Raw genomic sequence first — 23,204 nt, forward strand, 5'->3', positions numbered from 1 at the left:
GCCGCCGCCGGTCCGGCCGCGCGCCGGCGGGTCCCGGCCCGGCAGGGATCGCTGCGCGAGCACAACCTGGCGCTGGTGCTGCGGCACGTGCTGGACGCCGCGGGCCAGGGTCCGGCCGGCGCCGCGCCCGCCGCGCCGCCGTCGCGCGCGGACGTCGCCACCGCCACGGGGCTGACCCGCGGCGCGGTGTCCGCCCTGGTCGACCTGCTGATCGGCGCCCGCCTGGTCGCCGAGCTGCCGCCCGCCGCCACCGCCCGCGCCGGCCGGCCGGCCGTGCCGCTGGTGCCCGCGGCCGGGACCGTCGTCGGGCTCGGGGCCGAGGTGAACGTCGACTACGTCGGGGTGCGCGCGCTCGACCTCGCCGGCCACGTGGTCGCGCACCGCGAGACCCGCGGGGACTACCGGCACAGCGACCCCGCCCGGGTGCTCGGCGTGCTCGCCGCGCTGGTGGGGGAGGTGCGCGCCGCCCTGCCCGCCGGGGCGCGGCTGGCGGGCATGTGCCTCGCGCTCCCCGGCCTGGTAGACCGCGGCACGGGCCCGCTGCGGCTCGCCCCGAACCTCGGCTGGCGGGACGTCGACGTCGTGGCGTTGCTGGCCGGCCACCCGGAGGTCGACGGCCTGGCGGTCCGGCTGGCCAACGAGGCCAACCTCGCCGCCCGGGCCGAGGCGCGCGCCGGCGCGGCCGGGCAGTCGTTCCTGTACGTGTCCGGCGAGGTCGGCATCGGTGCGGCGATCGTGCTGGACGGCGAGGTGTTCGCGGGCCGGCACGGCTGGAGCGGCGAGCTCGGCCACACCGTCGTCGACCAGCAGGGGCCGCGGTGCACCTGCGGGGCGCGCGGCTGCCTGGAGCAGTACGCCGGCAAGGACGCGCTGCTGCGCGCGGCCGGGCGCGACGTCGAGGAGCCGGTGGACGCGCTGCTGGCCGCGGCCGGCGCCGGCGACGAGCGCACCGCGCGGGCGGTGCGGTCCGCGGGGGAGGCACTGGGCGTGGCGCTCGCGAACTTCGTCAACCTCGTGGACGTCGAGCGGGTGGTGCTCGGCGGGATCTACGCGCCGCTGGCGCCGTGGCTGACGGACGCGGTGGTGGCGCAGCTGCGGTCGCGGGTGCTCGCGGCGGCCTGGGCGGACGCGCGGGTCGGCGTCGCCGCGGGCGGGGAGCACGCCGCGATGGACGGCGCCGCCCTCGTCGTCCTCCGCGCGGTCGCCGACGACCCGGCCGCCTGGCTGCCCGCGCCCGTCGCCTGACCCGTCGCCCGGCCCCTCGCCCGCCCCGGGCGGTCGCGGGTCGTCGGTGCCGTCGCCTACAGTCCTCGCCGTGACGGAGCACCTGCGCGACCTGTGGATCGGGACCTACCCCTCGGCCGGTGCGGGCACCCCCGCCGGGCTCGGCGAGGGCATCTGGCGGGTCGGGCTGGAGGCGGACACCGGTCGCCTGGTGGACCCCGTGCTCGTCGTCGAGACGCACGCGCCCTCGTTCCTGGCCGTGGACCGGCAGGCCGGCCTGCTGCTCGCGGTGGGCGAGCACGCCGGCGGCACCGTGTCCGCGTTCCGGGTCGGGTCCGGCGCCGACGGCCGTCCTGCGCTCGACCGGACGGGCACCGCGAGCAGCGGCGGCGACGACCCGTGCCACGTGCTGCTCGACCCGGAGGGACGGGTGGCCTACGTGGCCAACTACTCCTCGGGCTCGCTGGCGGTCCTGGAGCTCGGCCCGGACGGCCTCGCCGCGGACGCCCCCGCCCAGGTGCTGACGCACACCGGCTCCGGCCCGGACGCCGAGCGCCAGGAGGCGTCGCACGCGCACTTCGCGGCGCTCACCCCGGACGGCGCGCACCTGCTGGTCTGCGACCTCGGCACGGACGAGATCCGCCGGTACCGGCGCGACCCGGCGACCGGCCTGCTGACCGAGGACGGGATCGCCGCGACGCTGCGCCCCGGCTCCGGCCCGCGGCACCTGGTGTTCTCGGCGGACGGCCGGATCGCGTACGTCGCCTGCGAGCTCGACGTGACCGTCGCCGTGCTGGCCTGGGACGCCGCGACCGCGTCCGGCCGGGTGGTGCAGCACGTCCCCGCCGCCGAGGACGGGGCCGCTCCGCGCGCCGGCGAGCGCCCGCTGCCCTCGCACATCGACCGGGCCGGCGACCGCGTGCTCGTCGCGACCCGCGGCACCGACGTGCTCGCGACCTTCGCGCCCGGGCCGGACGGCACGCTCGCGCCCGCGGGCCAGACCGCGCTGCCCGGCGCGTGGCCGCGGCACTTCGCGGTCGTCGAGGGCTGGACCGTCGTGGCGGACCAGCGCGGCGACTCGCTCACCGTGCTCCGGGACGGGGCCGTCGTGTCGACCGTGGCGCTGCCCGCCCCGGCGTGCGTCGTGCCGGCGTGAGCGCGGGCACCGCGGGCACCGCGGGCGCGCCGGGCGCCCGCACCCTCCCGCCCCTGATGCCGGGACCGCACCTGCGGCGGCTCGACGTCATCACGGTCGTCGCGACGTTCGGCGGCCTGCTGTTCGGCTACGACACCGGCGTCATCAACGGGGCCCTCGACCCGATGGTCGCCGACCTCGGGCTCACCCCGGCGACCGAGGGCCTGGTCACGAGCAGCCTGCTGGTCGGCGCGGCGCTCGGCGCGCTGCTGTGCGGCCGGCTCGCGGACCGGGTCGGCCGGCGGCGCACGCTGGTGGCGCTCGCGGTGGTGTTCTTCGTCGGCGCGCTGGGCAGCGTCGTCGCCCCGTCGTTCGAGGTCATGGCCGCGACCCGGTTCGTGCTCGGCCTGGCCGTCGGCGGCGCGTCCGTCACGGTGCCGGTCTACCTGGCCGAGCTCGCGCCCACGGAGGGCCGCGGCGCGATCACGGGGCGCAACGAGATCGCCATCGTCGTCGGGCAGCTGGCCGCGTTCGTGATCAACGCGGTCATCGGCACCGTGTGGTCCGACCACCCCGGCGTCTGGCGGTACATGCTCGCGGTGCAGGCCGTGCCCGCGGTCGCGCTGTTCGCCGGGATGCTCCGGATGCCCGAGTCGCCGCGCTGGCTGCTGTCCCGCGGCCGGGAGGACGACGCGCTCGCGGTGCTCCGGCAGGTGCGCGACCCGGGGCGGGCGGCCGCGGAGCTGCGCGAGGTCCGCGACCTCGTCGCCCTCGAGCGCACCGACGCCGCGCGCGGGCAGGGCGGCTGGGGGGAGCTGCGGCTCGCCTGGGTGCGCCGGCTCGTGCTGATCGGCGTCGGCGTGGCGGTGGTGAACCAGCTCGGCGGCATCAACGCCGTCATGTACTACGGCACCCAGCTGCTCCGGCAGTCGGGGTTCAGCGGGGACGTGGCCCTGGTCGCGAACGTGCTCAACGGCGTGTTCTCGGTGCTCGGCATGCTTATCGGCCTGCGCGTCATCAACCGCGTCACCCGGCGCGGGCTGCTGCTGGTCGGCCTCACCGGCATCATCGCGTCGCACCTGATGATCGCGCTGTGCTCGGCGGCGATCCCCGAGGGCACCGGCCGGTCGGTGGCCGTCACGTTCTTCCTGGTGCTGTTCGTCGGCTTCAACCAGTCGTCCGTGGGACTGGTCTGCTGGGTGATCCTCGCGGAGCTGTTCCCGCTGCGGGTGCGCGGCTTCGCGATCGGGCTCTGCGTGTTCTGGAACTGGGCGGCGAACGCGGTCATCTCCGGGTTCTTCCCGTCGGTGGTCGCCGGGATCGGGGTCAACGGGACGTTCCTGCTGTTCGCGGCGCTGAACGTGCTGTCCTGGCTGTTCGTGCGGTTCGTGCTCCCGGAGACCCGGGACCGGTCGCTCGAGCAGCTGGAGGAGGACTTCCGGGCCGCGCGCCCCTGAGCCTCGGCTCTCGGGAACCCCTCGATCCCACCCGGGTGGTCGGCGTCACGCGGTGCGTACCCCTCCAGATGACCGACAATGGGGGGAGTCCGCCTGTCGTCCCCCCTCCCGGAGCCCCGTCGTGCCGCACGAGCCGCAGCGCATCGCCATGCTGTCCGTGCACACCTCGCCCCGGGACCAGCCGGGCACGGGCGACGCGGGCGGGATGAACGTCTACATCGCCGAGCTGTCCCGGGCGCTGGCCCGCCGCGGCGCCGCGGTCGAGATCTTCACGCGCGCCACCTCCTCGGCGCTGCCGGAGTCGGTGCACCTCGACGAGCACGACGACCGGGTGCTCGTGCACCACGTGCCGGCCGGCCCGTACGAGGGGCTGGACAAGAACGACCTGCCCGGCCAGCTCTGCGCCGTGACCGCGGGCGTGCTCCGCGTCGGCGCCGCCCGGCCCGCCGGCTGGTTCGACGTGCTGCACAGCCACTACTGGCTGTCCGGCCAGGTCGGCTGGCTCGCGGCCGAGCGCTGGGACGTGCCGCTGGTGCACACCATGCACACGATGGCCCGGGTCAAGAACGCCGCGCTCGCGCCGGGGGACAGCCCCGAGCCGGCGACCCGCGTGATCGGCGAGGAGCAGGTGGTCGCCGCCGCCGACGCGCTGGTCGCGAGCACCGCCGAGGAGGGCCAGGACCTCGTCGGCATGTACGACGCCGACCCCGAGCGGGTGCACGTGGTCGCGCCGGGCGTCGACCTGAGCACCTTCCGGCCGCGCGCCGACCGCGCCGCCCTGCGCCGGGAGCTCGGGCTGCCCGTCGACCGGGACGTCGTGGTGTTCGCGGGCCGGGTGCAGCCGCTCAAGGCGCCCGACGTGCTGGTGCGGGCGCTGGGCGTGCTCCGCGCGACGGGCCGGCCGGTCCCGCTGCTGGTCGTCCTCGGCGGGCCGAGCGGCCGGGCGACGGCGCTGACCGAGCTGCAGGCGCTCGCCGCCACGTCCGGGGTGGCGGACGACGTGCGGTTCCACCCGCCCGTCGCGCGCGCCGACCTCGCCCGGTGGTTCGCCGCGGCGGACCTCGTGGCCGTGCCGTCGCGCAGCGAGTCGTTCGGCCTGGTGGCCGTCGAGGCGCAGGCGACGGGCACCCCCGTCGTCGCGTCCGCGGTCGGCGGGCTGCGGTCCGTCGTGCAGGACGGCGTGTCCGGACGGCAGGTCCGCGGGCACGACCCCGCGGTGTGGGCGGACGCGCTGGCGACGGCGCTCGCGGACCCGGCGTCGCGCACGACCTGGCGGGCGGGCGCCCGGCGGGTGGCCGAGCAGTACGGCTGGGACGCGACCGCCGAGCAGGTGCTCAAGGTCTACGCCCTGGCCGCCGAGCGCCGCGCGCGCCTCGCGGTCTGAGCCCTCAGCCGGCGACCGGCTCCAGGACCAGGACCGGGATCACCCGCGACGTGCGGGTCTGGTAGTCCGCGTAGTCCGGGTACGCCTCGACCGCCCGCGCCCACCACAGCTCGCGCTCCGCGCCGGAGACCTCGCGGACGGTGTAGTCGGCCTTCGCGGGCCCGTCCTGCAGCTCGACCAGTGGGTGCGCCAGCAGGTTGTGGTACCAGACGGGGTGCTTCGGGGCGCCACCGAGCGACGCGACCACGGCGTACGCGCCGTCGTGCTCGACGCGCATCACGGGGATCTTGCGGACCTTGCCGGACCTCGCGCCGAGCATCGTCACGACGACGACGGGCATCCCGCGCATCGTGGTGCCCCGCGTCCCGCCGGAGCTCTCGATGAGCTCCACCTGGTCCCGCGAGCGCTGGTCGGTGCTGGGCTGGTACTCCCCGGTGATCGGCATACCGGCTGCAACGCCCGGCGACGGGCCCCGTGTTCCGCGGGCCGAACGTCCCCCGACGCCCGGGCGCCGCGTGCGGCAGGATGGGACCCATGACCTACACCCTCGTTCTGCTCCGCCACGGCGAGAGCGAATGGAACGCGAAGAACCTGTTCACCGGCTGGGTCGACGTCGCGCTGTCCGAGAAGGGCGTCGCGGAGGCCAAGCGCGGTGGCACGCTGCTCACCGACGCCGGCGTGCTGCCGGACGTCGTGCACACGTCGCTGCTGCGCCGCGCCATCACGACCGCGAACTACGCGCTCGACGCCGCGGACCGCCTGTGGATCCCGGTCAAGCGCTCGTGGCGCCTGAACGAGCGCCACTACGGCGCGCTGCAGGGCAAGGACAAGAAGCAGACCCTGCAGGAGTACGGCGAGGAGCAGTTCATGCTCTGGCGCCGCTCCTACGACGTCCCGCCGCCGGACATCGAGCTCGGCTCGGAGTTCTCGCAGGACAGCGACCCGCGCTACGCCGGCGAGCCGATCCCGCGCGCCGAGGCGCTCAAGCAGGTGCTCGACCGCGCCCTGCCGTACTGGGACGAGCAGATCGTGCCCGACCTCAAGGCGGGGAAGACCACCCTGGTGGCCGCGCACGGCAACTCGATCCGCGCGATCGTCAAGTACCTCGACGACGTGGACGACGCGACGATCGCCGGGATCAACATCCCGACCGGCATCCCGCTCGTTTACCACCTGGACGAGGACACCCTGAAGCCGACGAACCCCGGCGGCACGTACCTCGACCCCGACGCGGCCGCCGAGGCCATCGCCGCGGTCGCGAACCAGGGCCGCTGACCGGCAGCGCGACGCACGCGCGAAGGGGCCCGGGCCGACACCACGTCGGCCCGGGCCCCTTCGTCGTCCCCGGCCCGCGTCGTCCAGGCGCGGCGCCCCCCCGGACGCGACGAGGCCCGTCCCCCCGTGCGGCGGGGGAGACGGGCCTCGTGCGCGGACGGCCGTCCGCGGGCGGGGTCAGCGGATGCCGCTGCCGTCGCCCGCGAACTCGCCGGTGACCAGGTAGACGATGCGGCGCGCGACCGAGACCGCGTGGTCGCCGAACCGCTCGTAGTACCGGCCGAGCAGCGTGACGTCGACCGTCTGCTGCGCGGTGCCGGCCCAGGTCGGGCTCAGCAGCACGCGGAAGGTCTCCTCGTGCAGCGAGTCGAGCAGGTCGTCGTCGCGCTCGATGCCCTCGGCCTCGGTGAGGTCGTGCGAGCTCAGCACGTGGGTGGTGCGCTGGGCGACGCGGCGCGCGGCCTCGTTCATCTCCGTGAACACGCCCGTGAGCGCCGGGTCGATCGCGGCGTGGGGGTACCGGCCGCGCGCCACCTGCGCCACGTGCCGGGCCAGGTCGCCCATCCGCTCGAGCGTGGCGCTCATCCGCAGCGCGGACACGACGACGCGCAGGTCGGTGGCGACCGGCTGCTGCTGGGCGAGCAGCAGGACGCAGCGCTCGTCGAGGTCGCGCTCCAGCGCGTCGATGGCGAGGTCGTCCGCGATCACCGACTCGGCGAGGGCCAGGTCCTGGTGGAGCAGCGCCTCGCCGGCGGCCCCGATCGCGTGCTCGACCCGGCGGCTCATCGCCACCAGGTCGTCCCCGAGCTGCTTGAGCTCGGCCTCGAAGATCTCCCGCATGGCTTCCTCTCGTTCGCGCGCAGGTCGCGCGCGGGCGTGCGTGGGTGCACCAGTCTGGTCCCGGCCACCCACGCTCGCACGCCTGGGTGAACGCGCCGGTGAACGGCAGGCCGCCGCGCGGTGAACGGAGATGAACACTGCGCCCGTCCGCCTGGCGGCGTGGCCGTGCCGGTCCGTGGCACGCCCACGGCGACCGTACGCTGGCGCCGTGGAGGGTCTCAACGGTCTCGGCGCGCTGCTGGTCGGCGTGCTGGGTCTGCTCACCGGCATCGGGGCGACGATGGCGTTCCGGTTCAGCGAGCGCGCGCAGCGCAGCGCCCCGCCGCGCCCGGAGCCGGAGGTCGACGACGGCGTGGTGCGGACGCTCGCGGTGCTGCGCTCGGCGGCGGTCGTGCTCGACGACGACGACCGGGTCGTCCGGGCGAGCCCTCCGGCGTTCGCGCTCGGCGTCGTCCGGGACGGCATGGTCGTGCACGCCGCGGTGCGCGAGCTGATCGCCGACGTCCGCCGCACGGGCCTGATCCGGGACGAGGAGCTGGAGCTGCCGCGCGGCCCCCTGGGGCCGGGCACCGTGATGCTCCAGGTCCGCGTCGCCCAGGTCGCGCCCGGCCTGCTGCTGGTGCTGGCCGAGGACAACACCCAGGCCCGGCGCCTGGAGGCGATCCGCCGCGACTTCGTCGTCAACGTGTCCCACGAGCTGAAGACCCCCGTCGGCGCGCTGTCGCTCCTCGCCGAGACGGTGCAGGACGCCGCGGACGACCCCGAGGCCGTCCGCCGGTTCGCGGGCCGGATGGTCGGCGAGGCGCACCGGCTCTCCGAGCTGGTGCACGAGATCCTCGAGCTGTCCCGGCTGCAGGTGGCCGGCGCGCTGAAGGACATCGCGGTGGTGGACGTCGACGCCGTCGTCGCGGAGTCGGTCGACCGCGCGCGGACCGGCGCCGCCGCGAAGGACATGGGCTTCCAGGTCGGCGGCGAGCGCGGCACCCGGGTGTTCGGCGACCCCACGATGCTGGTCCAGGCCGTGCGCAACCTGCTGGACAACGCGGTGCGCTACTCGCCGGCCGGCACCACCGTCGGCGTCGGCGTCCGCAGCCGCGACGGCCTGGTGGAGATCGCGGTGGTCGACCAGGGCGTCGGCATCTCGCCCGAGGAGCAGGACCGGGTGTTCGAGCGGTTCTACCGCGTCGACCCGGCCCGCAGCCGCGAGACCGGCGGCACCGGCCTCGGCCTGTCGATCGTCAAGCACGTCGCGGCCGACCACGGCGGCGACGTGCAGGTGTGGTCGCAGCCCGGCCGCGGCTCCACGTTCACCCTGCGGCTCCCGGTCGCCGCCGGCCAGCCGCCGACCCCGGCCGCGGACGACCGCCCGCAGCCCCTCGTCGTCCCCGACGGACCCGGCCCGGACGCCCCGCGCGCCGACGCCGCCCACCCCGACACCGCACCGGAGGCCTGACCCCGTGACCCGCATCCTGCTCGTCGAGGACGAGGAGTCCTACCGCGACCCGCTGGCGTACCTGCTCGGCCGCGAGGGGTTCCAGGTCACCACCGCCGCCACCGGGACCGAGGCCGTCGAGGCGTTCGAGTCCGAGGGCGCGGACCTCGTGCTGCTCGACCTCATGCTCCCCGGGATGTCCGGCACCGAGGTCTGCCGCCGGATCCGGCAGCGCTCCGACGTCCCGGTCATCATGCTGACGGCGAAGGACGGCGAGATCGACAAGGTCGTCGGCCTGGAGCTCGGGGCCGACGACTACGTGACCAAGCCCTACTCGTCCCGCGAGCTGCTGGCGCGCGTGCGCGCGGTGCTGCGCCGCCGCCAGGCGCCGGCCGCGGGCGGGGCGGGCGCCGACGACGAGGTCGAGGACGACGGCGTGCTCGCCGCCGGCCGGGTCCGGATGGACGTCGAGCGGCACACCGTCACGGTCGACGACCAGCCCGTGGCGTTCCCGCTCAAGGAGTTCGAGCTGCTCGAGCTGCTGCTGCGGAACGCGGGCCGGGTGCTCACCCGCGGCCAGCTCATCGACCGGGTGTGGGGCACCGACTACGTCGGCGACACCAAGACCCTCGACGTGCACGTGAAGCGGGTGCGGGCCAAGATCGAGCCGGACCCGGGCAACCCCACGCACCTGGTCACCGTGCGCGGCCTCGGCTACAAGCTGCTGGACGACGAGCCGGCCTGACCGGCCGGGCGTGACGCGCGCCACGCGGGTCCTCGCCAGGATTGTCCGCTCGTTCACCGTCCGTTCACCCGCCTACGGGAGCCTGGTCACCTGCGCTCCCTAGCGTCGGCGCCAGGTCGCGCACAGACGGGTGCGCGCCGCGTCACGACAGGACGGACAACACTGTGAAGCTCAACCGCGGTCGTACGGGTGCCCTCGCCCTCGCCGGCGTCGTCGCCCTCTCCCTCACGGCATGTGGTTCGGACAACCCGACGGGCGCCGCCGAGACCTCCGGCGGTTCCGACACCGGCTCGACCAGCTCCCTCTCGGGTGAGCTCGCCGGCTCGGGCGCCTCGTCGCAGGAGTCCGCGATGGAGGCCTGGCGCGCCGGGTTCCAGAACGCGAACCCCGACGTCACCGTCTCGTACGACCCGGTCGGCTCCGGCGGTGGCCGCACCGCGTTCCTCGACGGCTCCGTGAAGTTCGCGGGCACCGACTCCGCGCTCGACGAGGACGAGCTGGCCCAGGCGCAGGAGCGCTGCTTCGGCGCGAACGCGGTGGACCTGCCGGTCTACATCTCCCCGATCGCCGTCGTCTTCAACCTCGAGGGCGTCACCGAGCTGAACCTCTCGGCCGAGACGATCGCGAACATCTTCAACAACACGATCACGAACTGGAACGACCCGGCGATCGCCGAGGCGAACCCGGACGCGACGCTGCCGGACCTGGCGATCACCACCGTGCACCGCTCGGACGAGTCCGGCACCACGAAGAACTTCACCGACTACCTGGCGAAGGCCGGCAACGGCGCCTGGACGGCCGAGGCCTCCGGCGACTGGGCGGTCGAGGGCGGCGAGTCCGGCCAGGGCACCTCCGGCCTGATCCAGACCGTCCAGGGCGGCCAGGGCACCATCGGCTACGCGGACGCCTCGAAGGCCGGCTCGCTCGGCAAGGTCTCGATCCAGGTCGGCGACGAGTTCGTCGCCCCGTCGGAGGAGGCCGCCGCGGCCGCCCTCGACGTCTCCCCGCGCGACGACTCGCGCGAGGAGGGCGACATCGTCATCGACATCGACCGCACCACGACCGAGGCCGGCGCCTACCCGCTGATCCTCGCCTCGTACCTGGTCGTCTGCCAGTCCTACGACTCGCAGGACGACGTCGACCTGGTCAAGGCGTTCGCGACCTACGTCGCCTCCGCCGAGGGCCAGGCGGCCTCCGAGTCGGCCGCGGGCTCCGCGCCGATCTCGGACGACCTGCGCACCGACGTCCAGGCGTCGATCGACGCGATCACCCTGGCGTCCTGATCACCCGGGGGGAGGGGCGGTCGTCGTGACCCGTCGGCCGCCCCTCCCGCCCGGACCCCGGCCGGTCCACCTCGCGGTGGGCCGGCCGTCGGCGCGAGGCACGACCTCTCTCCTCCCCCTCCCCCTGGAGACCGTGTGACCAGCACCCAGCCCCGCACCGCGGGGCCCACCGAGCCGGTGAAGCCCGGCACGACGGCCCGCAGGCTGCGCTCGGGCCACGGCGACCGCGGCGGCAGCCTCGCCTTCCGCTGGCTCGCCACCGGGGCCGGCGTCCTGATCCTCGTGATCCTCGCCGCCGTGGCCGTGTTCCTGGTCCAGCGCGCGTGGCCGGCCCTCACCGCGGACTCGTCCGAGCTGTCGGACGCGGTCAGCTGGTTCCCCGAGGACACCAGCCTGCTGGGCTTCGTCGGCCCGCTGATCTTCGGCACGCTGCTCGCGGCCGCGGTGTCGCTGCTGCTGGCGACGCCGATCGCCATCGGCATCGCGCTGTTCACCTCGCACTACGCGCCGCGGCGGCTCGCCAGCGCGCTCGGGTACGTGGTCGACCTGCTCGCCGCCATCCCGTCGGTCGTCTACGGCCTGTGGGGCGGCCTGGTGCTCAGCCCGGTCGTGCAGCCGGTGTGGGAGTTCCTCGGGACGTACCTCGGCTGGATCCCGTTCTTCGGCGGCGTGGTCTCGCCGACCGGCCGCGTGATGATGACCGTGGCCGTCGTGCTCGCGGTGATGATCCTGCCGATCATCACCGCGATCTGCCGCGAGGTGTTCCTGCAGACCCCGCGTCTGCACGAGGAGGCCGCGCTGGCCCTCGGCGCGACGCAGTGGGAGGTCGTGCGGATGGCCGTGCTGCCGTTCGCCCGCTCCGGCATCGTGTCGGCCGCCATGCTCGGCCTGGGCCGCGCGCTCGGCGAGACGATGGCCGTGCTGATGATCCTGTCGCCCGGCTTCCTCTACTCGTTCCAGCTGCTCGCCGCCGGTCAGCAGCAGACGATCGCCGCGAACATCGCCGCGCAGTTCCCCGAGGCCAACCAGACCGGCGTCGCGACGCTGATCGCGACCGGTCTCGCCCTGTTCATCATCACCCTGGCCGTGAACATGGCCGCCCGCGCGATCGTCGCGCGGCGCAAGGACTTCTCGGGGGCGAACTGACATGACGACCACCCCGACCCCCACGACGCCGACCCCGGCGGGCGCGTCGCTGCGCGAGGCGCTGCAGGCCACGGACCGCCGCCGGCGCCGCACCGACGTCACGATGCGCGTGCTGATCATCTCCGCGTTCGTGCTGGCGATGATCCCGCTGCTGTCGCTCACCTGGACCGTGGTGTCCCGCGGCATCGGCCGCCTCGACTCCTACTTCCTGCTCAACTCCATGCGCGGCGTGTTCGGCGGCATGGACGCGGGCGGCATCTACCACGCCATCGTCGGCACCCTGGAGATCACGCTGTTCGCCGCGCTGATCTCGGTGCCGATCGGCCTGCTCGCCGCGATCTACCTGGTCGAGTACGGCAACGGCAAGGCGCTCGCCCGGCTGGTGACCTTCCTGGTCGACGTCATGACGGGCATCCCGTCGATCGTCGCCGGCCTGTTCGCCTACGCGCTGTTCGCGCTGCTCCTCGGCCCGGGCGCGAAGTTCGGCGCCATCGGCTCGGTCGCGCTGTCCGTGCTGATGATCCCGGTCGTGATCCGGTCCAGCGAGGAGATGCTCCGGCTCGTCCCGAACGAGCTGCGCGAGGCCTCCCTGGCGCTCGGCGTGCCGCGCTGGCTGACCATCATCAAGGTCGTCCTGCGCACCTCCGTCGCCGGCCTCACCACCGGCGTGATGCTGGCGATCGCCCGCGTCATCGGCGAGACGGCCCCGCTGCTGCTCACGGTCGGGGTGGTCGACTCGATCAACTTCAACCTGTTCGAGGGCCGCATGATGACCCTGCCCGTCTACGTGTACCGGCAGTACGCTCAGGGCTTGGTCCCGTGCTCGGACGGCGACGCGAGCTGCATCCCGGACATCAACCTGCAGCGCGCCTGGGCCGCCGCCCTCACGCTCTTCCTCATCGTCATGGTGCTGAACCTCATCGGGCGCCTGGTGACCCGGCTCTTCGCCCCGAAGATCCGCTGACCGACCGCCCCCACCTCCCCTTTCAGAACCCAAGGAGACGACCGAGATGGCTCAGCGCATCGACGTCAAGGACCTGAACATCTACTACGGCGCCTTCAAGGCCGTCGAGGACGTGAACATGACCATCGAGCCCCGCTCGGTGACCGCGTTCATCGGCCCGTCCGGCTGCGGGAAGTCGACGTTCCTCCGCACGCTCAACCGCATGCACGAGGTCATCCCCGGCGCGCGCGTCGAGGGCACCGTCGCGGTCGAGGGCGTGGACCTCTACGGCGACGAGATCGACCCGGTGGCCGTGCGCCGCCAGGTCGGCATGGTGTTCCAGCGCCCCAACCCGTTCCCGACGATGTCGATCGCGGAGAACGTGCTCGCCGGCGTCCGGCTGAACAACCGCCGGATCTCGAAGGGCGACGCGAACGACCTCGTCGAGGCGTCGCTGCGCGGCGCCAACCTGTGGAACGAGGTCAAGGACCGCCTCGACCGCCCGGGCTCCGGCCTGTCCGGCGGCCAGCAGCAGCGCCTGTGCATCGCCCGCGCCATCGCGGTGAAGCCCCAGGTGCTGCTCATGGACGAGCCGTGCTCCGCGCTCGACCCGATCTCGACGCTCGCCATCGAGGACCTGATCGCCGAGCTCAAGAGCGAGTACACGATCGTCATCGTCACGCACAACATGCAGCAGGCGGCCCGCGTCTCGGAGCGGACGGCGTTCTTCAACATCGCCGGCACCGGCCAGCCCGGCAAGCTCATCGAGATCGACGACACCGCCACGATGTTCTCGTCGCCCAAGGAGCAGGCGACCGAGGACTACATCTCCGGCCGCTTCGGCTGAGCCGCGGGGGCACGGCGACCGGCGCGCGGGTCGGGAGGGGAGCCGCGCGCCGACCGCCCGGGCCGTACGACGCAGGCCCCGTCCGTGGTGGACGGGGCCTGTGCCGTGCGTGGGGGCGGGACGGGGCCCGCGGGGACGTCAGCCCTCGGTGCCGGCGGTCGCCTCGGCGGTCGGCGCCGTCGTCTCCCCGGTGCCGGGCTCCGTGGTGTCCTCGGCCGAGGCCGTCTGGGTCGCGGTCGGCTCGGGGGTCTCCTCGACGACCTCCGGGACCAGGTCCGCGTACTCGGGCAGCGTGCCGTCGAGGACGGGGACCGGGACGGTCTCGTCGCCCGCCGCGCCGGTGCTCAGCGTCAGCTCGACGGTCGAGCCCGGGGCGCCCGCGGTGTCGAAGACGACCTGCTCGCGCTCGTCGCCGTCCGCGCCGCCCTCGCCGGAGCCGCCGCCCAGCAGCACGGTGGCGCCGGACTCGACGCGCACGCGCTCGGACGAGCCCTCGAGCGACAGCTCGACGGTCAGCGCCTCGTCGCCGCGGTTGGTCAGGGCGCCCTGCAGCGCGCCGGGGGCGTCGGCCGCCTCCGCGACGATCAGCAGGTTCTCCGCCGTCAGGTCGCCGAGGGTCGCGCGCACGCCGTCCGACGCCGAGTACGCGACCTCGGTGGTGATCTGGTTGGTCACCGAGCAGCCGGACAGGGCCGCCGCGAGGGCCAGGACGGTCCCGACGACGACGGGACGGGCGGACGTGCGGCTGCGGGCCACGGTGGACTCCTCGGTGCGGTGGGGCGGGCGCTGCGGTGCGCGGGGGGCTGCGGCACGCGCGCGGGCGTGCGAGGCCGAGCCTACGTGGGCGCGGGGGTGCCGTGCACGGCCTCTCGGCGGCTGCGTGGGCCTTCGGTCCCATCGACGGCGTCGTCGCAGGTCAGCGGGGTGCGCGGCCGGGGACGGGGTCGCACGGGGCCCTCGTCGGAGACTAGCCACCCGCGGGCGTCCCGCCACCACGTCGCGCGGCGTGTCGAATCTCTGACGTGGTCCGCAACGCCCTGACCTGCGCAAACGCCGCTGATCTCCACGAAATCCCCCCGTTGCCGCGTGGTAGACTGGGCTTCCGCGAAAGGGGACACCTGCAGATGACTTTCACTGTTGGGGAGACGGTTGTCTACCCGCACCACGGTGCAGCGCTGATCGAGGAGATCAAGACCAGGACCATCCGCGGCGAGGACAAGATCTACCTCAAGCTGAAGGTCGCCCAGGGTGACCTGACCATCGAGGTGCCGGCGGAGAACGTCGACCTCGTGGGTGTGCGGGACGTCGTCGGGCAGGAGGGCCTGGAGCGCGTGTTCGACGTGCTGCGCGCCCCCTACACCGAGGAGCCGACCAACTGGTCGCGCCGCTACAAGGCCAACCTCGAGAAGCTCGCCTCCGGCGACGTGATCAAGGTCGCCGAGGTCGTCCGCGACCTCTCGCGCCGGGACGCCGACCGCGGCCTGTCCGCGGGCGAGAAGCGCATGCTCGCCAAGGCCCGGCAGATCCTCGTCTCGGAGCTCGCGCTGGCCGAGCACACCGAGGAGGAGAAGGCCGAGGCCATCCTCGACGAGGTGCTCGCGTCCTGACGGCGCGCTGACCCTCCGACACCGGCCGACCGCGCCCGCATGCCCACCGCGGCGATCCTGACCGCCGCCGGCAGCGGCACGCGGCTCGGCCTGCCGGGACCGAAGGCGCTCGTCGAGCTCGCCGGGGTCCCGCTGGTCGTGCACGCCGCCCGACGCCTCGCTGCGTCGGGCGTCGTGCTGTCCGTGGTCGTCACCGTCCCGCCCGGGCGGGCGGGGGGTTTCCGGGCCCTGCTCGGCGGTCCCGTGCGGCCGGGGATCGGCGTGCCGGTGACCGTCGTCGAGGGCGCGGGGTCGCGGCAGGCGTCCGTCGCCGCCGGGCTCGCCGCGCTCGCCGACGACGTCGACGTCGTCCTCGTGCACGACGCCGCGCGCGCCCTCGCGTCGCCCGCGCTGATCCGGTCCGTCGAGGCCGCCGTGCGCGCCGGCCACCGGGCCGTCGTGCCCGGGCTCCCGGTCGCCGACACGATCAAGCAGGTCGGCGAGCCCGTCGACGGCGGCGCCCCTGTGGTCGCGACCGTCCCGCGGGCCACCATGCGCGCCGTGCAGACGCCGCAGGGGTTCGACCGGGCGCTGCTCGACGCGGCGCACGCCGCCGGGGCCGACCGGGCCGCGTCCGAGGCGACCGCCGCGACCGACGACGCCTCGCTCGTCGAGGCGCTGGGGGAGCGGGTGTGGGTCGTGCCCGGGGAGGAGCAGGCCATGAAGATCACGACGACGCGGGACCTGGCGGTGGCGGAGCTGCTGGCCCGGGACGCCGCGGTGCGCGACGGGGCGCGGGCGTGACGGCGGCGGCCGCGGGGCCGGCGGGCGGGGTGCCCGAGGGCGCGGGGGCCGGCGTGCCGGGCCTGCCACGCACGGGCGTCGGCGTCGACGTGCACGCGAACGACCCCGAGCCCGCGCCCGGCGCGGTCCTGCACCTCGCGGGCCTCGCCTGGCCGGGCGAGGCGCCCCTGGCCGGCCACTCGGACGCCGACGTCGCCGCGCACGCCGCGGCCGACGCGCTGCTCTCGGCCGCCGGGATCGGCGACCTGGGGTCGGTGTTCGGCACGTCCCGCCCGGAGTGGGCCGGGGCCGCGGGGACGACCCTGCTGGCCGAGGCCGCGCGGCTGGTGCGGGAGGCGGGGTTCGCGGTCGGCAACGTCGCGGTGCAGGTGATCGGCAACCGTCCCCGCCTGTCCCCGCGCCGCGCCGAGGCGGAGGCCGCGCTGACGGCCGCGGCCGGCGCCCCGGTCTCGGTCTCGGCGACGACCACGGACGGTCTCGGCCTCACGGGCCGCGGCGAGGGCATCGCCGCGATCGCCACGGCCCTGATCGCCCCGCGCGCCTAGCGCTCCCGCGCGCCGCGCCGCGCGCCCCGCCGCGCGCCGGGTCGCGCGCCGAGTCTCCATCGCGCGCCTGTGCCGCGACGAGGATCGACAGTCCGCACCTGGAGACTCGGCGACTCCTGTCGAGATGGCAACTCTCGGCTGTGCGCGGGTGCCGCGGGACAGCCGAGAGTCGTCATCTCGGCAGGGAGGCTCTCGTGGGGGTGGGCGGGAGAGCGACGGCGGGCGTGGGCGGTGCGGGGCTGGGCGGTCCGGGGCGGGTGGCGATCAGGACGCCCGCCACCACGACCGCGCCCAGGGCCAGCTCCGGCGCGGACGGGCGCTCGCCCAGGAACGCCCAGGACGCGGCGATGCCCACGACCGGGACCAGCATCGAGAACGGCGCCACCACGCCCGACGGGTGCCGGGCCAGCAGGGCGGTCCAGATCCCCGACCCGACGACGGTCGCCACCAGGACCGTGAACGCCAGCCCCGCCAGCGCCCATGCCCCCGTCGCGGTCCCGAGGGTCGTGAGCGAGCGGCCGATCGCCGCGGGCCCCTCGCGCACGAGCGACAGCGCCAGCATCGGCAGCGGCGGCACGACCGACATCCACAGCATGAACCGCAGCGGGCTGTCCGGGTGGGCCTGCCGGCTGGACACGTTGCCGAACGCCCAGCCGAGCCCGCCGCACAGCGTCAGCACGACCGGCAGCAGCCCCGCAGACGCCCCGGCCCCGGCGCGCAGCGCCGCGATCCCGCCCAGCCCGCAGATCGCGACCGCCACGCCGACCGCCTGCCGCGCGGTGATCCGCTCCCGCAGCCAGGCCGCGCCGAGCAGCACGGTGAACGGGGCGGACGCCTGCAGCACCAGGGACGCCAGCCCCGTCGGCATGCCGGTGTCCATCGCGAGGTAGAGGAACGCGAACTGCAGCACCCCGAACCCGATGCCGTACCCGAGCAGCCAGCGCACCGGGACCCGCGGCCGGGGCACGAGCAGCAGCGTCGGCACGGCGAGCAGCGCGAACCGGAGGGCCACCAGGAAGAACGGCGGGAACTGCTCGAGCGACAGGTGGATCGCCGGGAAGTTCAGCCCCCAGAGCACGGCGACGACGAGGGCGAGCAGGCGGTCCCGGGGTGGCATGCGCCGATCCTCGCTCGCGTCCACCGTGCAGCACCATCGAAAGATCGCGGAGCGTCCCTGTAGCGTCGCTGCATGGACACCCGGCACCTCGCGACGCTCCGGGCGGTCCGGGACCGCGGCGGCGTCACCGCGGCCGCCGCCGCGCTGCACCTGACCCCGTCCGCGGTGTCCCAGCAGCTGCGGGCGCTCGCCCGGGACGCCGGGGCCGAGGTGGTCGAGCGATCCGGCCGCGGCGTGCGGCTCACCGGCGCCGGGCACGCGCTCGCCGACGCGGCCGCGGACGTGGCGGTCGCGCTCGAGCGCGCGGAGACGGCCGTCGACGCGTTCCGGTCCGCCCCGCACGGCCTGGTCCGGGTCGCCGCGTTCCAGTCGGGCGCCGAGCTGCTGCTGCCGGGCCTGCTCCGCCGGGTCGCCGCGATGGACGGGGTGCGAGTCGAGCTCGGGGACGAGGACGTCGCCCAGGACGAGTTCCCCGCACTGACCGCCGACTTCGACCTCGTCGTCGCCCACCGCCCGGACGCGGGCGCCGACTGGCCGGCGGGCGTCGACGTCGTCCCGCTGCTGCGCGAGCCGCTCGACGTCGCGCTGCCGCCCGGCCACCCGCTCGCCGGCCGCGCGACCGTCACCCCGGCCGACCTCGCCGACGAGCCGTGGATCGCGGTGCGGGCCGGCTTCCCGGTGGCGGGCGTGCTGGACGCCGTCGGCGCGGTGGCGGGGCGGCCGCTGCGGATCGTGCAGCGGTTCAACGACTTCGGCGTCGTCGAGGCCCTGGTCGCCGCGGGCCACGGCGTGAGCCTGCTGCCCCGGCACACCGCGGGCCGTCGCGGCGCGGTGCTGGTGCCGCTCGCCGGCGTCCGCGCGGGGCGCCGGGTGGACGCCCTCGTGCGCCCCGACCGCCGCGCGCGCCGGGTGGTGCGGCGGGTGCTGGACGCCCTGCGCGCCGAGGCGGCCCGGTTCGCCGACGACCGGGAGCCGGTCGCCACCGGCCCGGAGCGCCCCGACCGGTAGCCTTGACCCTCGTGAGCCTGCGCCTGTTCGACACCGCCACCCGCGAGGTGCGCGACTTCGTCCCCGTGACCCCGGGCGCGGTCGGCATCTACCTGTGCGGCGCGACGGTCCAGGCGCCCCCGCACGTGGGCCACGTCCGGTCCGCGGTCGCGTTCGACGTCCTGGTCCGCTGGCTCCGCCGCACCGGGCACGACGTGACCCTCGTCCGGAACGTCACCGACATCGACGACAAGATCCTGGCGAAGTCGGCCGAGGCCGGCGTCGCGTGGTGGGCGTGGGCGATGCAGAACGAGCGCGCGTTCACCGCCGCCTACGACGCGCTCGGCGTGCTGCCGCCCACCTACGAGCCGCGCGCCACCGGCCACGTGCCCGCGATGGTGTCCCTCATGCAGCGCCTCGTCGACACCGGGCACGCCTACGTGGCGGCCGAGGGCGACGTCTACTTCGACGTGCGCTCGTACGCCGACTACGGCTCGCTCACCAGCCAGCGGCTCGACGACATGGCCCCGGCACCCGACGGCGCGGCCGACGACAAGCGCGACCCGCACGACTTCGCGCTCTGGAAGGCCGCCAAGCCGGGGGAGCCGGAGACGGCCTCGTGGGAGACCCCGTTCGGCCGGGGCCGCCCGGGCTGGCACCTGGAGTGCTCCGCCATGGCGCAGCGCTACCTGGGCGACACCTTCGACATCCACGGCGGCGGCCTGGACCTGCGGTTCCCGCACCACGAGAACGAGCAGGCGCAGTCCCGCGCCGCGGGCTACGGGTTCGCCCGGTACTGGCTGCACAACGGCTGGGTCACCCAGGCCGGCGCGAAGATGAGCAAGTCGCTCGGCAACGGCCTGCTGGTCAGCACGCTGCTGGAGACGGTGCGCCCGGCCGTCGTCCGGTACGCGCTGACCGCGGTGCAGTACCGCTCGATGCTGGAGTGGACCCCGGACACGCTCGCCGAGTCCGAGGCCACGTGGGACCGGCTCGCCGGCTTCGTGCAGCGCGCCACCGAGCGGGTGGGCGCGGTCGAGGCCGCCGAGCTGGCGACGGCGGAGCTGCCCGAGGGCTTCGGCGCCGCGCTGGACGACGACCTGAACGTGCCGGCGGCGCTCGCCGTCGTGCACGAGCACCTGCGCGCGGGCAACACCGCCCTGGCCGCCGGGGACGACGCCGCCGTGCGCGCGGGCCTCGTGGCCGTGCGCGCCATGCTCGACGTGCTGGGCCTGGACCCGGCCGGCGAGCAGTGGGGCACGGCCGCGGCCGACGACCGGCACGCCGAGGCGCTCGACGCCCTCGTGCGCGCCGAGCTCGACGCCCGCGCCGCCGCCCGTGCGGCCCGCGACTGGGCCACCGCGGACGCGATCCGTGACCGCCTGACGGCCGCGGGCGTGGCCGTCGAGGACAACGCCACCGGCGCGCGCTGGTCACTCGCCGCGCGCCAGACCACCGAGGACGAGGACTGATGGCCGGGAACTCCCAGCGCCGCGGCGCCACACGCAAGCCGGGCTCCAAGAAGGGCGCCTCCGTCGGCTCGGGCGGCCAGCGCCGCCGCGGGCTCGAGGGCAAGGGCCCGACCCCCAAGGCCGAGGACCGGTCGTACCACCCGGCCGCGAAGAAGAAGGCCGCGGCCGAGCGCCGTGCGGTCGCGGGCACCCGCGGCTCGGGCAGCCGCCCGGCCGGGCGGGGCGGTGCCGCCGCGGGCAAGGCGCGGGGCGCGGGCGCGACCGAGGTCGTCGCGGGGCGGAACTCCGTGGTCGAGGCGCTGCGCGCCGGCATCCCGGTGTCCGCGGTGTACATCGCGACCCGGCTCGAGGCCGACGACCGCACCCGCGAGATCCTCCGCACCGCGACCGAGGCCGGCTACCCGCTGCTCGAGGTCACCAAGCCCGAGCTCGACCGGCTCACCGACGGCTCGGTGCACCAGGGCGTCGCGATCCAGGTGCCGCCGTACGACTACGGCGACGTCGAGGACCTGCTGGACGTCGCCGCCGCGAGCGACCGCGCGCCGCTGATCGTCGCGCTCGACGGTGTGACGGACCCGCGCAACCTCGGCGCCGTGCTCCGGTCCGCCGGCGCGTTCGGCGCGCACGGCGTGCTGGTCCCCGAGCGCCGGTCTGCCGGCGTGACGGCGTCGGCGTGGAAGGTGTCCGCGGGCGCCGCCGCGCGCGTCCCGGTCGCCCGGGCCACCAACCTGGTGCGGGCGCTGGAGCGGCTGCACGAGGCCGGCTGCTTCATCGTGGGCCTGGACGGCGGCGGTGACGTCGCGGTCGCGGACCTGCCGTACTCGGCCGACCCGCTGGTCCTGGTCGTCGGCTCGGAGGGCAAGGGCCTGTCCCGCCTGGTGCGCGAGCACTGCGACGCGATCGCGTCCATCCCGATCGCGAGCGAGGTCGAGAGCCTCAACGCCGGCGTCGCCGCGGGCATCGCCCTCTACGAGGTCGCCCGCACCCGCGCCTCCTGACCCGCCCGGCCGCGCTGCTTCGTGCGCCGAGATAGGACGCACGCGCCGAGATAGGACCGTGCAGGGTCCTACCTCGGCGGGACGGTCCTATCTCGGCGGACGTGCGCGGGCCGCGCGCCCCGAGGTGCGGGCGCCCCGCGCGCGGCGGACAGTGGGTGCATGAGCCACGACACCACCGATCCCGTCCGCACCGTCGCCGGGATGCTGAAGGACGAGCGCCTCGGCGTGCTCACCACCGTCGCCCCGGACGGCACCCTGATCGCGCGCCCGATGGCGCTCCAGGAGGTCGAGTTCGACGGGGACCTGTGGTTCTTCGCCGAGCGGGGCTCCCGTAAGCTCGCGCACGTCGCCGCCGACCCGCGGGTCAACGTGACCGTCGGGTCGGGCGCGACCTGGGTGTCGGTGGCGGGCGTCGCCGAGCCGGTCGAGGACACCGCGAAGAAGCGCGAGCTGTGGAGCGCCGGCGTCGAGGCGTGGCTGCCCGACGGCCCGGACTCGCCGCAGGCCGTGCTGCTGCGCGTGCGCGCCGAGTCCGCCGAGTACTGGGACGCCCCCGGCGGCCGGGTCGCGACGCTGCTCAGCTTCGTGAAGGCGAAGGCGAAGGGCGAGCGCCTCGAGGGCGAGAACGAGCGCGTCGAGCTGTAGTCAGTCCCGGACGACCGGGATGACGTCCGTGTCCTCGCGCAGGTCCGCCGCCGAGACGCCCAGGATCGACTCCTCGTCCGGGCGGTTCGGCAGGATGTCCTGCGTGTAGGACCTCACGGCCTCGCGCATCGGGACGTCGCGCTTCTGCGCCTCCGACAGGAACCACCGGTGGTCGAGCAGCTCGTGGTAGAGCTGCGCGGGCTCGAGCTTGGGCCGCAGGTCGCGCGGCACGGCGCGGACGGCGGGCTCGAACACGTCGGTCAGCCAGTCGTGCGCGACGAACGTCTCGTCGTCGTTCTGCCGGTCCATCGCGGCCACGTACTGGTCGAGGTCGTTGAGCAGCCGGCGCGCCTGGTTCTCCTGCACGTCGAGGCCGGTGAGCCGCATGAGCCGGCGCGAGTGGTGGCCGGCGTCGACGACCTTCGGCTGGATGCGGACCGTGGTGCCGTCGATGTCGGTGGTGATGTCGAGCTCGCCGACGTCGAAGCCCAGGTCGTTGAGCCGCTCGATCCGGGCCTGCACCCGCCAGCGCTCGTTCAGCCCGAACGACTCGGAGCTGGTCAGCGCGGACCACAGCTCCTCGTACCGCTCGGCCAGGGCGTCGCCGATCGCGACGGCGTCGACGTCCTCGTCCAGGAACTCGCCGGCCTGCAGGTCCATGAGCTCGCCGATGATGTTGACCCGCGCGACCTCGAGGTCGTACGCGCGCTGACCCGGGGTGAGCTCGTCGTGCAGGTCGCCGGTCTCGGCGTCGACGAGGTAGGCCGCGAACGTCTCGGCGTCCCGGCGGAACAGCGTGTTCGACAGCGACACGTCGCCCCAGTAGAAGCCGACGAGGTGCAGCCGGACCAGCAGCACCGCGAGGGCGTCGATGAGCCGGGTCGCGGTGTCGGGGCGCAGCGCCTGGCTGAACAGCGCGCGGTACGGCAGCGAGAACCGCAGGTGCTGCGTGATGAGCACGGCCTCGAGCGGCTCGCCGTCGGGCGACGTCCGCCCGGTGATGACGCCCACCGGCTCGACGCTCGGCACGTCCAGGCGGCCGAGCTGGCGCAGCAGCTCGTACTCCCGGTACGCGACGGTCTCGCCGATCTCCTTGATCGCGACGACCCGGCCGGACAGCCGCGCGAACCGCACGGTGTGCCGGGAGATGCCGCGGGGGAGGGCGGCGAGGCGCTCCGCCGGCCAGTCGGCGAGCGGCACGTCCCAGGGCAGGTCGAGCAGGGCCGGGTCCGGCGCGGCCGCGGTGATCTGCAGGCGCGTGCGAGGGGTCATGGGTCGATTCTCCCATCCGGACGACGAAGGGGCGGGGCCGGTGCGTGCCGGCCCCGCCCCTACGGCG

General features: G+C 75.3%; 23 protein-coding genes. 18 read left to right on the forward strand and 5 right to left on the reverse strand.

Annotated elements, in window-relative coordinates; translation table 11 throughout:
- The 4 genes from J5O08_RS16800 to mshA all read left to right on the forward strand — a co-directional run.
- On the forward strand, positions 1–1,245 hold a 1,245-nt coding region (locus J5O08_RS16800), incomplete at its 5' end, for an ROK family protein (RefSeq protein WP_374225987.1).
- Positions 1,246–1,315: 70 nt separating this feature from the next.
- Entirely contained in the window at positions 1,316–2,380 is a 1,065-nt protein-coding gene (locus tag J5O08_RS16805) for a lactonase family protein (RefSeq protein WP_308161040.1), read from the forward strand.
- Positions 2,377–3,816 (forward strand): sugar porter family MFS transporter, encoded by a 1,440-nt coding sequence (locus tag J5O08_RS16810; protein ID WP_308281684.1) that lies wholly within the window; start codon positions 2,377–2,379, stop codon positions 3,814–3,816. The genes J5O08_RS16805 and J5O08_RS16810 overlap by 4 nt, the downstream gene beginning before the upstream one ends.
- A 148-nt stretch (positions 3,817–3,964) precedes the next feature.
- Entirely contained in the window at positions 3,965–5,200 is a 1,236-nt protein-coding gene (mshA, locus tag J5O08_RS16815; RefSeq protein WP_218708051.1) for a D-inositol-3-phosphate glycosyltransferase, read from the forward strand.
- A 4-nt stretch (positions 5,201–5,204) separates the two neighbouring features.
- Here the strand turns inward: mshA and J5O08_RS16820 are convergent, their stop codons facing one another.
- Positions 5,205–5,645 (reverse strand): nitroreductase family deazaflavin-dependent oxidoreductase, encoded by a 441-nt coding sequence (locus J5O08_RS16820; RefSeq protein WP_217615802.1) that lies wholly within the window; start codon positions 5,643–5,645, stop codon positions 5,205–5,207.
- Between the two features lie 89 nt (positions 5,646–5,734).
- Here J5O08_RS16820 and J5O08_RS16825 point away from each other — a divergent pair, with 89 nt between their 5' ends.
- Positions 5,735–6,475, forward strand: coding sequence for a phosphoglyceromutase (locus tag J5O08_RS16825; RefSeq protein WP_217615803.1), 741 nt, complete (start codon positions 5,735–5,737; stop codon positions 6,473–6,475).
- A 177-nt stretch (positions 6,476–6,652) separates the two neighbouring features.
- Here J5O08_RS16825 and phoU read toward each other — a convergent pair whose 3' ends face one another.
- The gene (gene phoU / locus J5O08_RS16830; RefSeq protein WP_218708036.1) at positions 6,653–7,315 is read right to left on the reverse strand and encodes a phosphate signaling complex protein PhoU; all 663 of its coding nucleotides are present in this window, start codon (positions 7,313–7,315) and stop codon (positions 6,653–6,655) included.
- Between the two features lie 208 nt (positions 7,316–7,523).
- On the opposite strand from phoU, the gene J5O08_RS16835 reads away from it, so the two are divergent.
- The 6 genes from J5O08_RS16835 (at position 7,524) to pstB (ending at position 13,711) form a co-directional block, all read left to right on the forward strand.
- The gene (locus J5O08_RS16835; protein ID WP_218708037.1) at positions 7,524–8,768 is read left to right on the forward strand and encodes a cell wall metabolism sensor histidine kinase WalK; all 1,245 of its coding nucleotides are present in this window, start codon (positions 7,524–7,526) and stop codon (positions 8,766–8,768) included.
- Between the two features lie 4 nt (positions 8,769–8,772).
- Entirely contained in the window at positions 8,773–9,492 is a 720-nt protein-coding gene (locus J5O08_RS16840; RefSeq protein WP_217615806.1) for a response regulator transcription factor, read from the forward strand.
- A 164-nt stretch (positions 9,493–9,656) separates the two neighbouring features.
- Positions 9,657–10,775: a phosphate ABC transporter substrate-binding protein PstS gene (gene pstS, locus J5O08_RS16845; protein WP_217615807.1), complete on the forward strand. Its 1,119-nt coding sequence runs from the start codon at positions 9,657–9,659 to the stop codon at positions 10,773–10,775.
- A 135-nt stretch (positions 10,776–10,910) separates the two neighbouring features.
- Entirely contained in the window at positions 10,911–11,921 is a 1,011-nt protein-coding gene (gene pstC, locus J5O08_RS16850) for a phosphate ABC transporter permease subunit PstC (protein WP_217615808.1), read from the forward strand.
- Between the two features lies 1 nt (position 11,922).
- Positions 11,923–12,885: a phosphate ABC transporter permease PstA gene (gene pstA / locus J5O08_RS16855; protein WP_218708038.1), complete on the forward strand. Its 963-nt coding sequence runs from the start codon at positions 11,923–11,925 to the stop codon at positions 12,883–12,885.
- Positions 12,886–12,931: 46 nt separating this feature from the next.
- On the forward strand, positions 12,932–13,711 hold the full coding sequence (gene pstB, locus J5O08_RS16860; RefSeq protein ID WP_147795472.1) for a phosphate ABC transporter ATP-binding protein PstB: 780 nt from the start codon (positions 12,932–12,934) through the stop codon (positions 13,709–13,711).
- Positions 13,712–13,849: 138 nt separating this feature from the next.
- On the opposite strand, the gene J5O08_RS16865 is transcribed toward pstB, so the two are convergent.
- The gene (locus J5O08_RS16865) at positions 13,850–14,467 is read right to left on the reverse strand and encodes a hypothetical protein (RefSeq protein ID WP_218708039.1); all 618 of its coding nucleotides are present in this window, start codon (positions 14,465–14,467) and stop codon (positions 13,850–13,852) included.
- A 368-nt stretch (positions 14,468–14,835) separates the two neighbouring features.
- Here J5O08_RS16865 and J5O08_RS16870 point away from each other — a divergent pair, with 368 nt between their 5' ends.
- Genes J5O08_RS16870 through ispF form a run of 3 tightly spaced genes read left to right on the forward strand, consistent with a single transcriptional unit; the run spans position 14,836 to position 16,646 of the window.
- Complete coding sequence (locus J5O08_RS16870; protein WP_122148867.1) at positions 14,836–15,318, forward strand: CarD family transcriptional regulator; 483 nt, start codon at positions 14,836–14,838, stop codon at positions 15,316–15,318.
- Between the two features lie 39 nt (positions 15,319–15,357).
- Positions 15,358–16,101 (forward strand): 2-C-methyl-D-erythritol 4-phosphate cytidylyltransferase, encoded by a 744-nt coding sequence (gene ispD, locus J5O08_RS16875; RefSeq protein ID WP_217615811.1) that lies wholly within the window; start codon positions 15,358–15,360, stop codon positions 16,099–16,101.
- Between the two features lie 53 nt (positions 16,102–16,154).
- Complete coding sequence (gene ispF / locus J5O08_RS16880) at positions 16,155–16,646, forward strand: 2-C-methyl-D-erythritol 2,4-cyclodiphosphate synthase (protein ID WP_218708053.1); 492 nt, start codon at positions 16,155–16,157, stop codon at positions 16,644–16,646.
- A gap of 172 nt (positions 16,647–16,818) precedes the next feature.
- Here the strand turns inward: ispF and J5O08_RS16885 are convergent, their stop codons facing one another.
- Positions 16,819–17,763, reverse strand: coding sequence for an EamA family transporter (locus J5O08_RS16885; protein WP_218708040.1), 945 nt, complete (start codon positions 17,761–17,763; stop codon positions 16,819–16,821).
- A gap of 72 nt (positions 17,764–17,835) precedes the next feature.
- Here J5O08_RS16885 and J5O08_RS16890 point away from each other — a divergent pair, with 72 nt between their 5' ends.
- The 4 genes from J5O08_RS16890 to J5O08_RS16905 all read left to right on the forward strand — a co-directional run bounded on the left by J5O08_RS16890 (position 17,836) and on the right by J5O08_RS16905 (position 21,865).
- Positions 17,836–18,771: a LysR family transcriptional regulator gene (locus J5O08_RS16890; protein ID WP_218708041.1), complete on the forward strand. Its 936-nt coding sequence runs from the start codon at positions 17,836–17,838 to the stop codon at positions 18,769–18,771.
- Positions 18,772–18,782: 11 nt separating this feature from the next.
- Complete coding sequence (cysS, locus tag J5O08_RS16895) at positions 18,783–20,222, forward strand: cysteine--tRNA ligase (protein WP_218708042.1); 1,440 nt, start codon at positions 18,783–18,785, stop codon at positions 20,220–20,222.
- Complete coding sequence (gene rlmB / locus J5O08_RS16900) at positions 20,222–21,220, forward strand: 23S rRNA (guanosine(2251)-2'-O)-methyltransferase RlmB (RefSeq protein ID WP_217615815.1); 999 nt, start codon at positions 20,222–20,224, stop codon at positions 21,218–21,220. Before cysS ends, rlmB begins: the two co-directional genes overlap by 1 nt.
- A gap of 159 nt (positions 21,221–21,379) precedes the next feature.
- Entirely contained in the window at positions 21,380–21,865 is a 486-nt protein-coding gene (locus J5O08_RS16905; RefSeq protein ID WP_218708043.1) for a pyridoxamine 5'-phosphate oxidase family protein, read from the forward strand.
- Here J5O08_RS16905 and J5O08_RS16910 read toward each other — a convergent pair whose 3' ends face one another.
- Positions 21,866–23,137 (reverse strand): DUF4032 domain-containing protein, encoded by a 1,272-nt coding sequence (locus tag J5O08_RS16910; protein WP_217615817.1) that lies wholly within the window; start codon positions 23,135–23,137, stop codon positions 21,866–21,868.
- Positions 23,138–23,204: the final 67 nt, after the last annotated feature.

Source organism: Cellulomonas sp. PS-H5, assembly GCF_019265565.1.
Taxonomy (GTDB): Bacteria; Actinomycetota; Actinomycetes; order Actinomycetales; family Cellulomonadaceae; genus Cellulomonas.

Excerpts from the sequence above, each read along its gene's own strand:
- mshA (WP_218708051.1), top strand. The coding sequence starts at position 3,965 with ATGCTGTCCGTGCACACCTCGCCCCGGGACCAGCCGGGCACGGGCGAC.
- J5O08_RS16820 (WP_217615802.1), bottom strand. The coding sequence starts at position 5,645 with ATGCCGATCACCGGGGAGTACCAGCCCAGCACCGACCAGCGCTCGCGG.
- J5O08_RS16825 (WP_217615803.1), top strand. The coding sequence starts at position 5,735 with ATGACCTACACCCTCGTTCTGCTCCGCCACGGCGAGAGCGAATGGAAC.
- phoU (WP_218708036.1), bottom strand. The coding sequence starts at position 7,315 with ATGCGGGAGATCTTCGAGGCCGAGCTCAAGCAGCTCGGGGACGACCTG.
- pstA (WP_218708038.1), top strand. The coding sequence starts at position 11,923 with ATGACGACCACCCCGACCCCCACGACGCCGACCCCGGCGGGCGCGTCG.
- pstB (WP_147795472.1), top strand. The coding sequence starts at position 12,932 with ATGGCTCAGCGCATCGACGTCAAGGACCTGAACATCTACTACGGCGCC.
- J5O08_RS16870 (WP_122148867.1), top strand. The coding sequence starts at position 14,836 with ATGACTTTCACTGTTGGGGAGACGGTTGTCTACCCGCACCACGGTGCA.
- ispD (WP_217615811.1), top strand. The coding sequence starts at position 15,358 with ATGCCCACCGCGGCGATCCTGACCGCCGCCGGCAGCGGCACGCGGCTC.
- J5O08_RS16885 (WP_218708040.1), bottom strand. The coding sequence starts at position 17,763 with ATGCCACCCCGGGACCGCCTGCTCGCCCTCGTCGTCGCCGTGCTCTGG.
- J5O08_RS16890 (WP_218708041.1), top strand. The coding sequence starts at position 17,836 with ATGGACACCCGGCACCTCGCGACGCTCCGGGCGGTCCGGGACCGCGGC.
- rlmB (WP_217615815.1), top strand. The coding sequence starts at position 20,222 with ATGGCCGGGAACTCCCAGCGCCGCGGCGCCACACGCAAGCCGGGCTCC.
- J5O08_RS16905 (WP_218708043.1), top strand. The coding sequence starts at position 21,380 with ATGAGCCACGACACCACCGATCCCGTCCGCACCGTCGCCGGGATGCTG.
- J5O08_RS16910 (WP_217615817.1), bottom strand. The coding sequence starts at position 23,137 with ATGACCCCTCGCACGCGCCTGCAGATCACCGCGGCCGCGCCGGACCCG.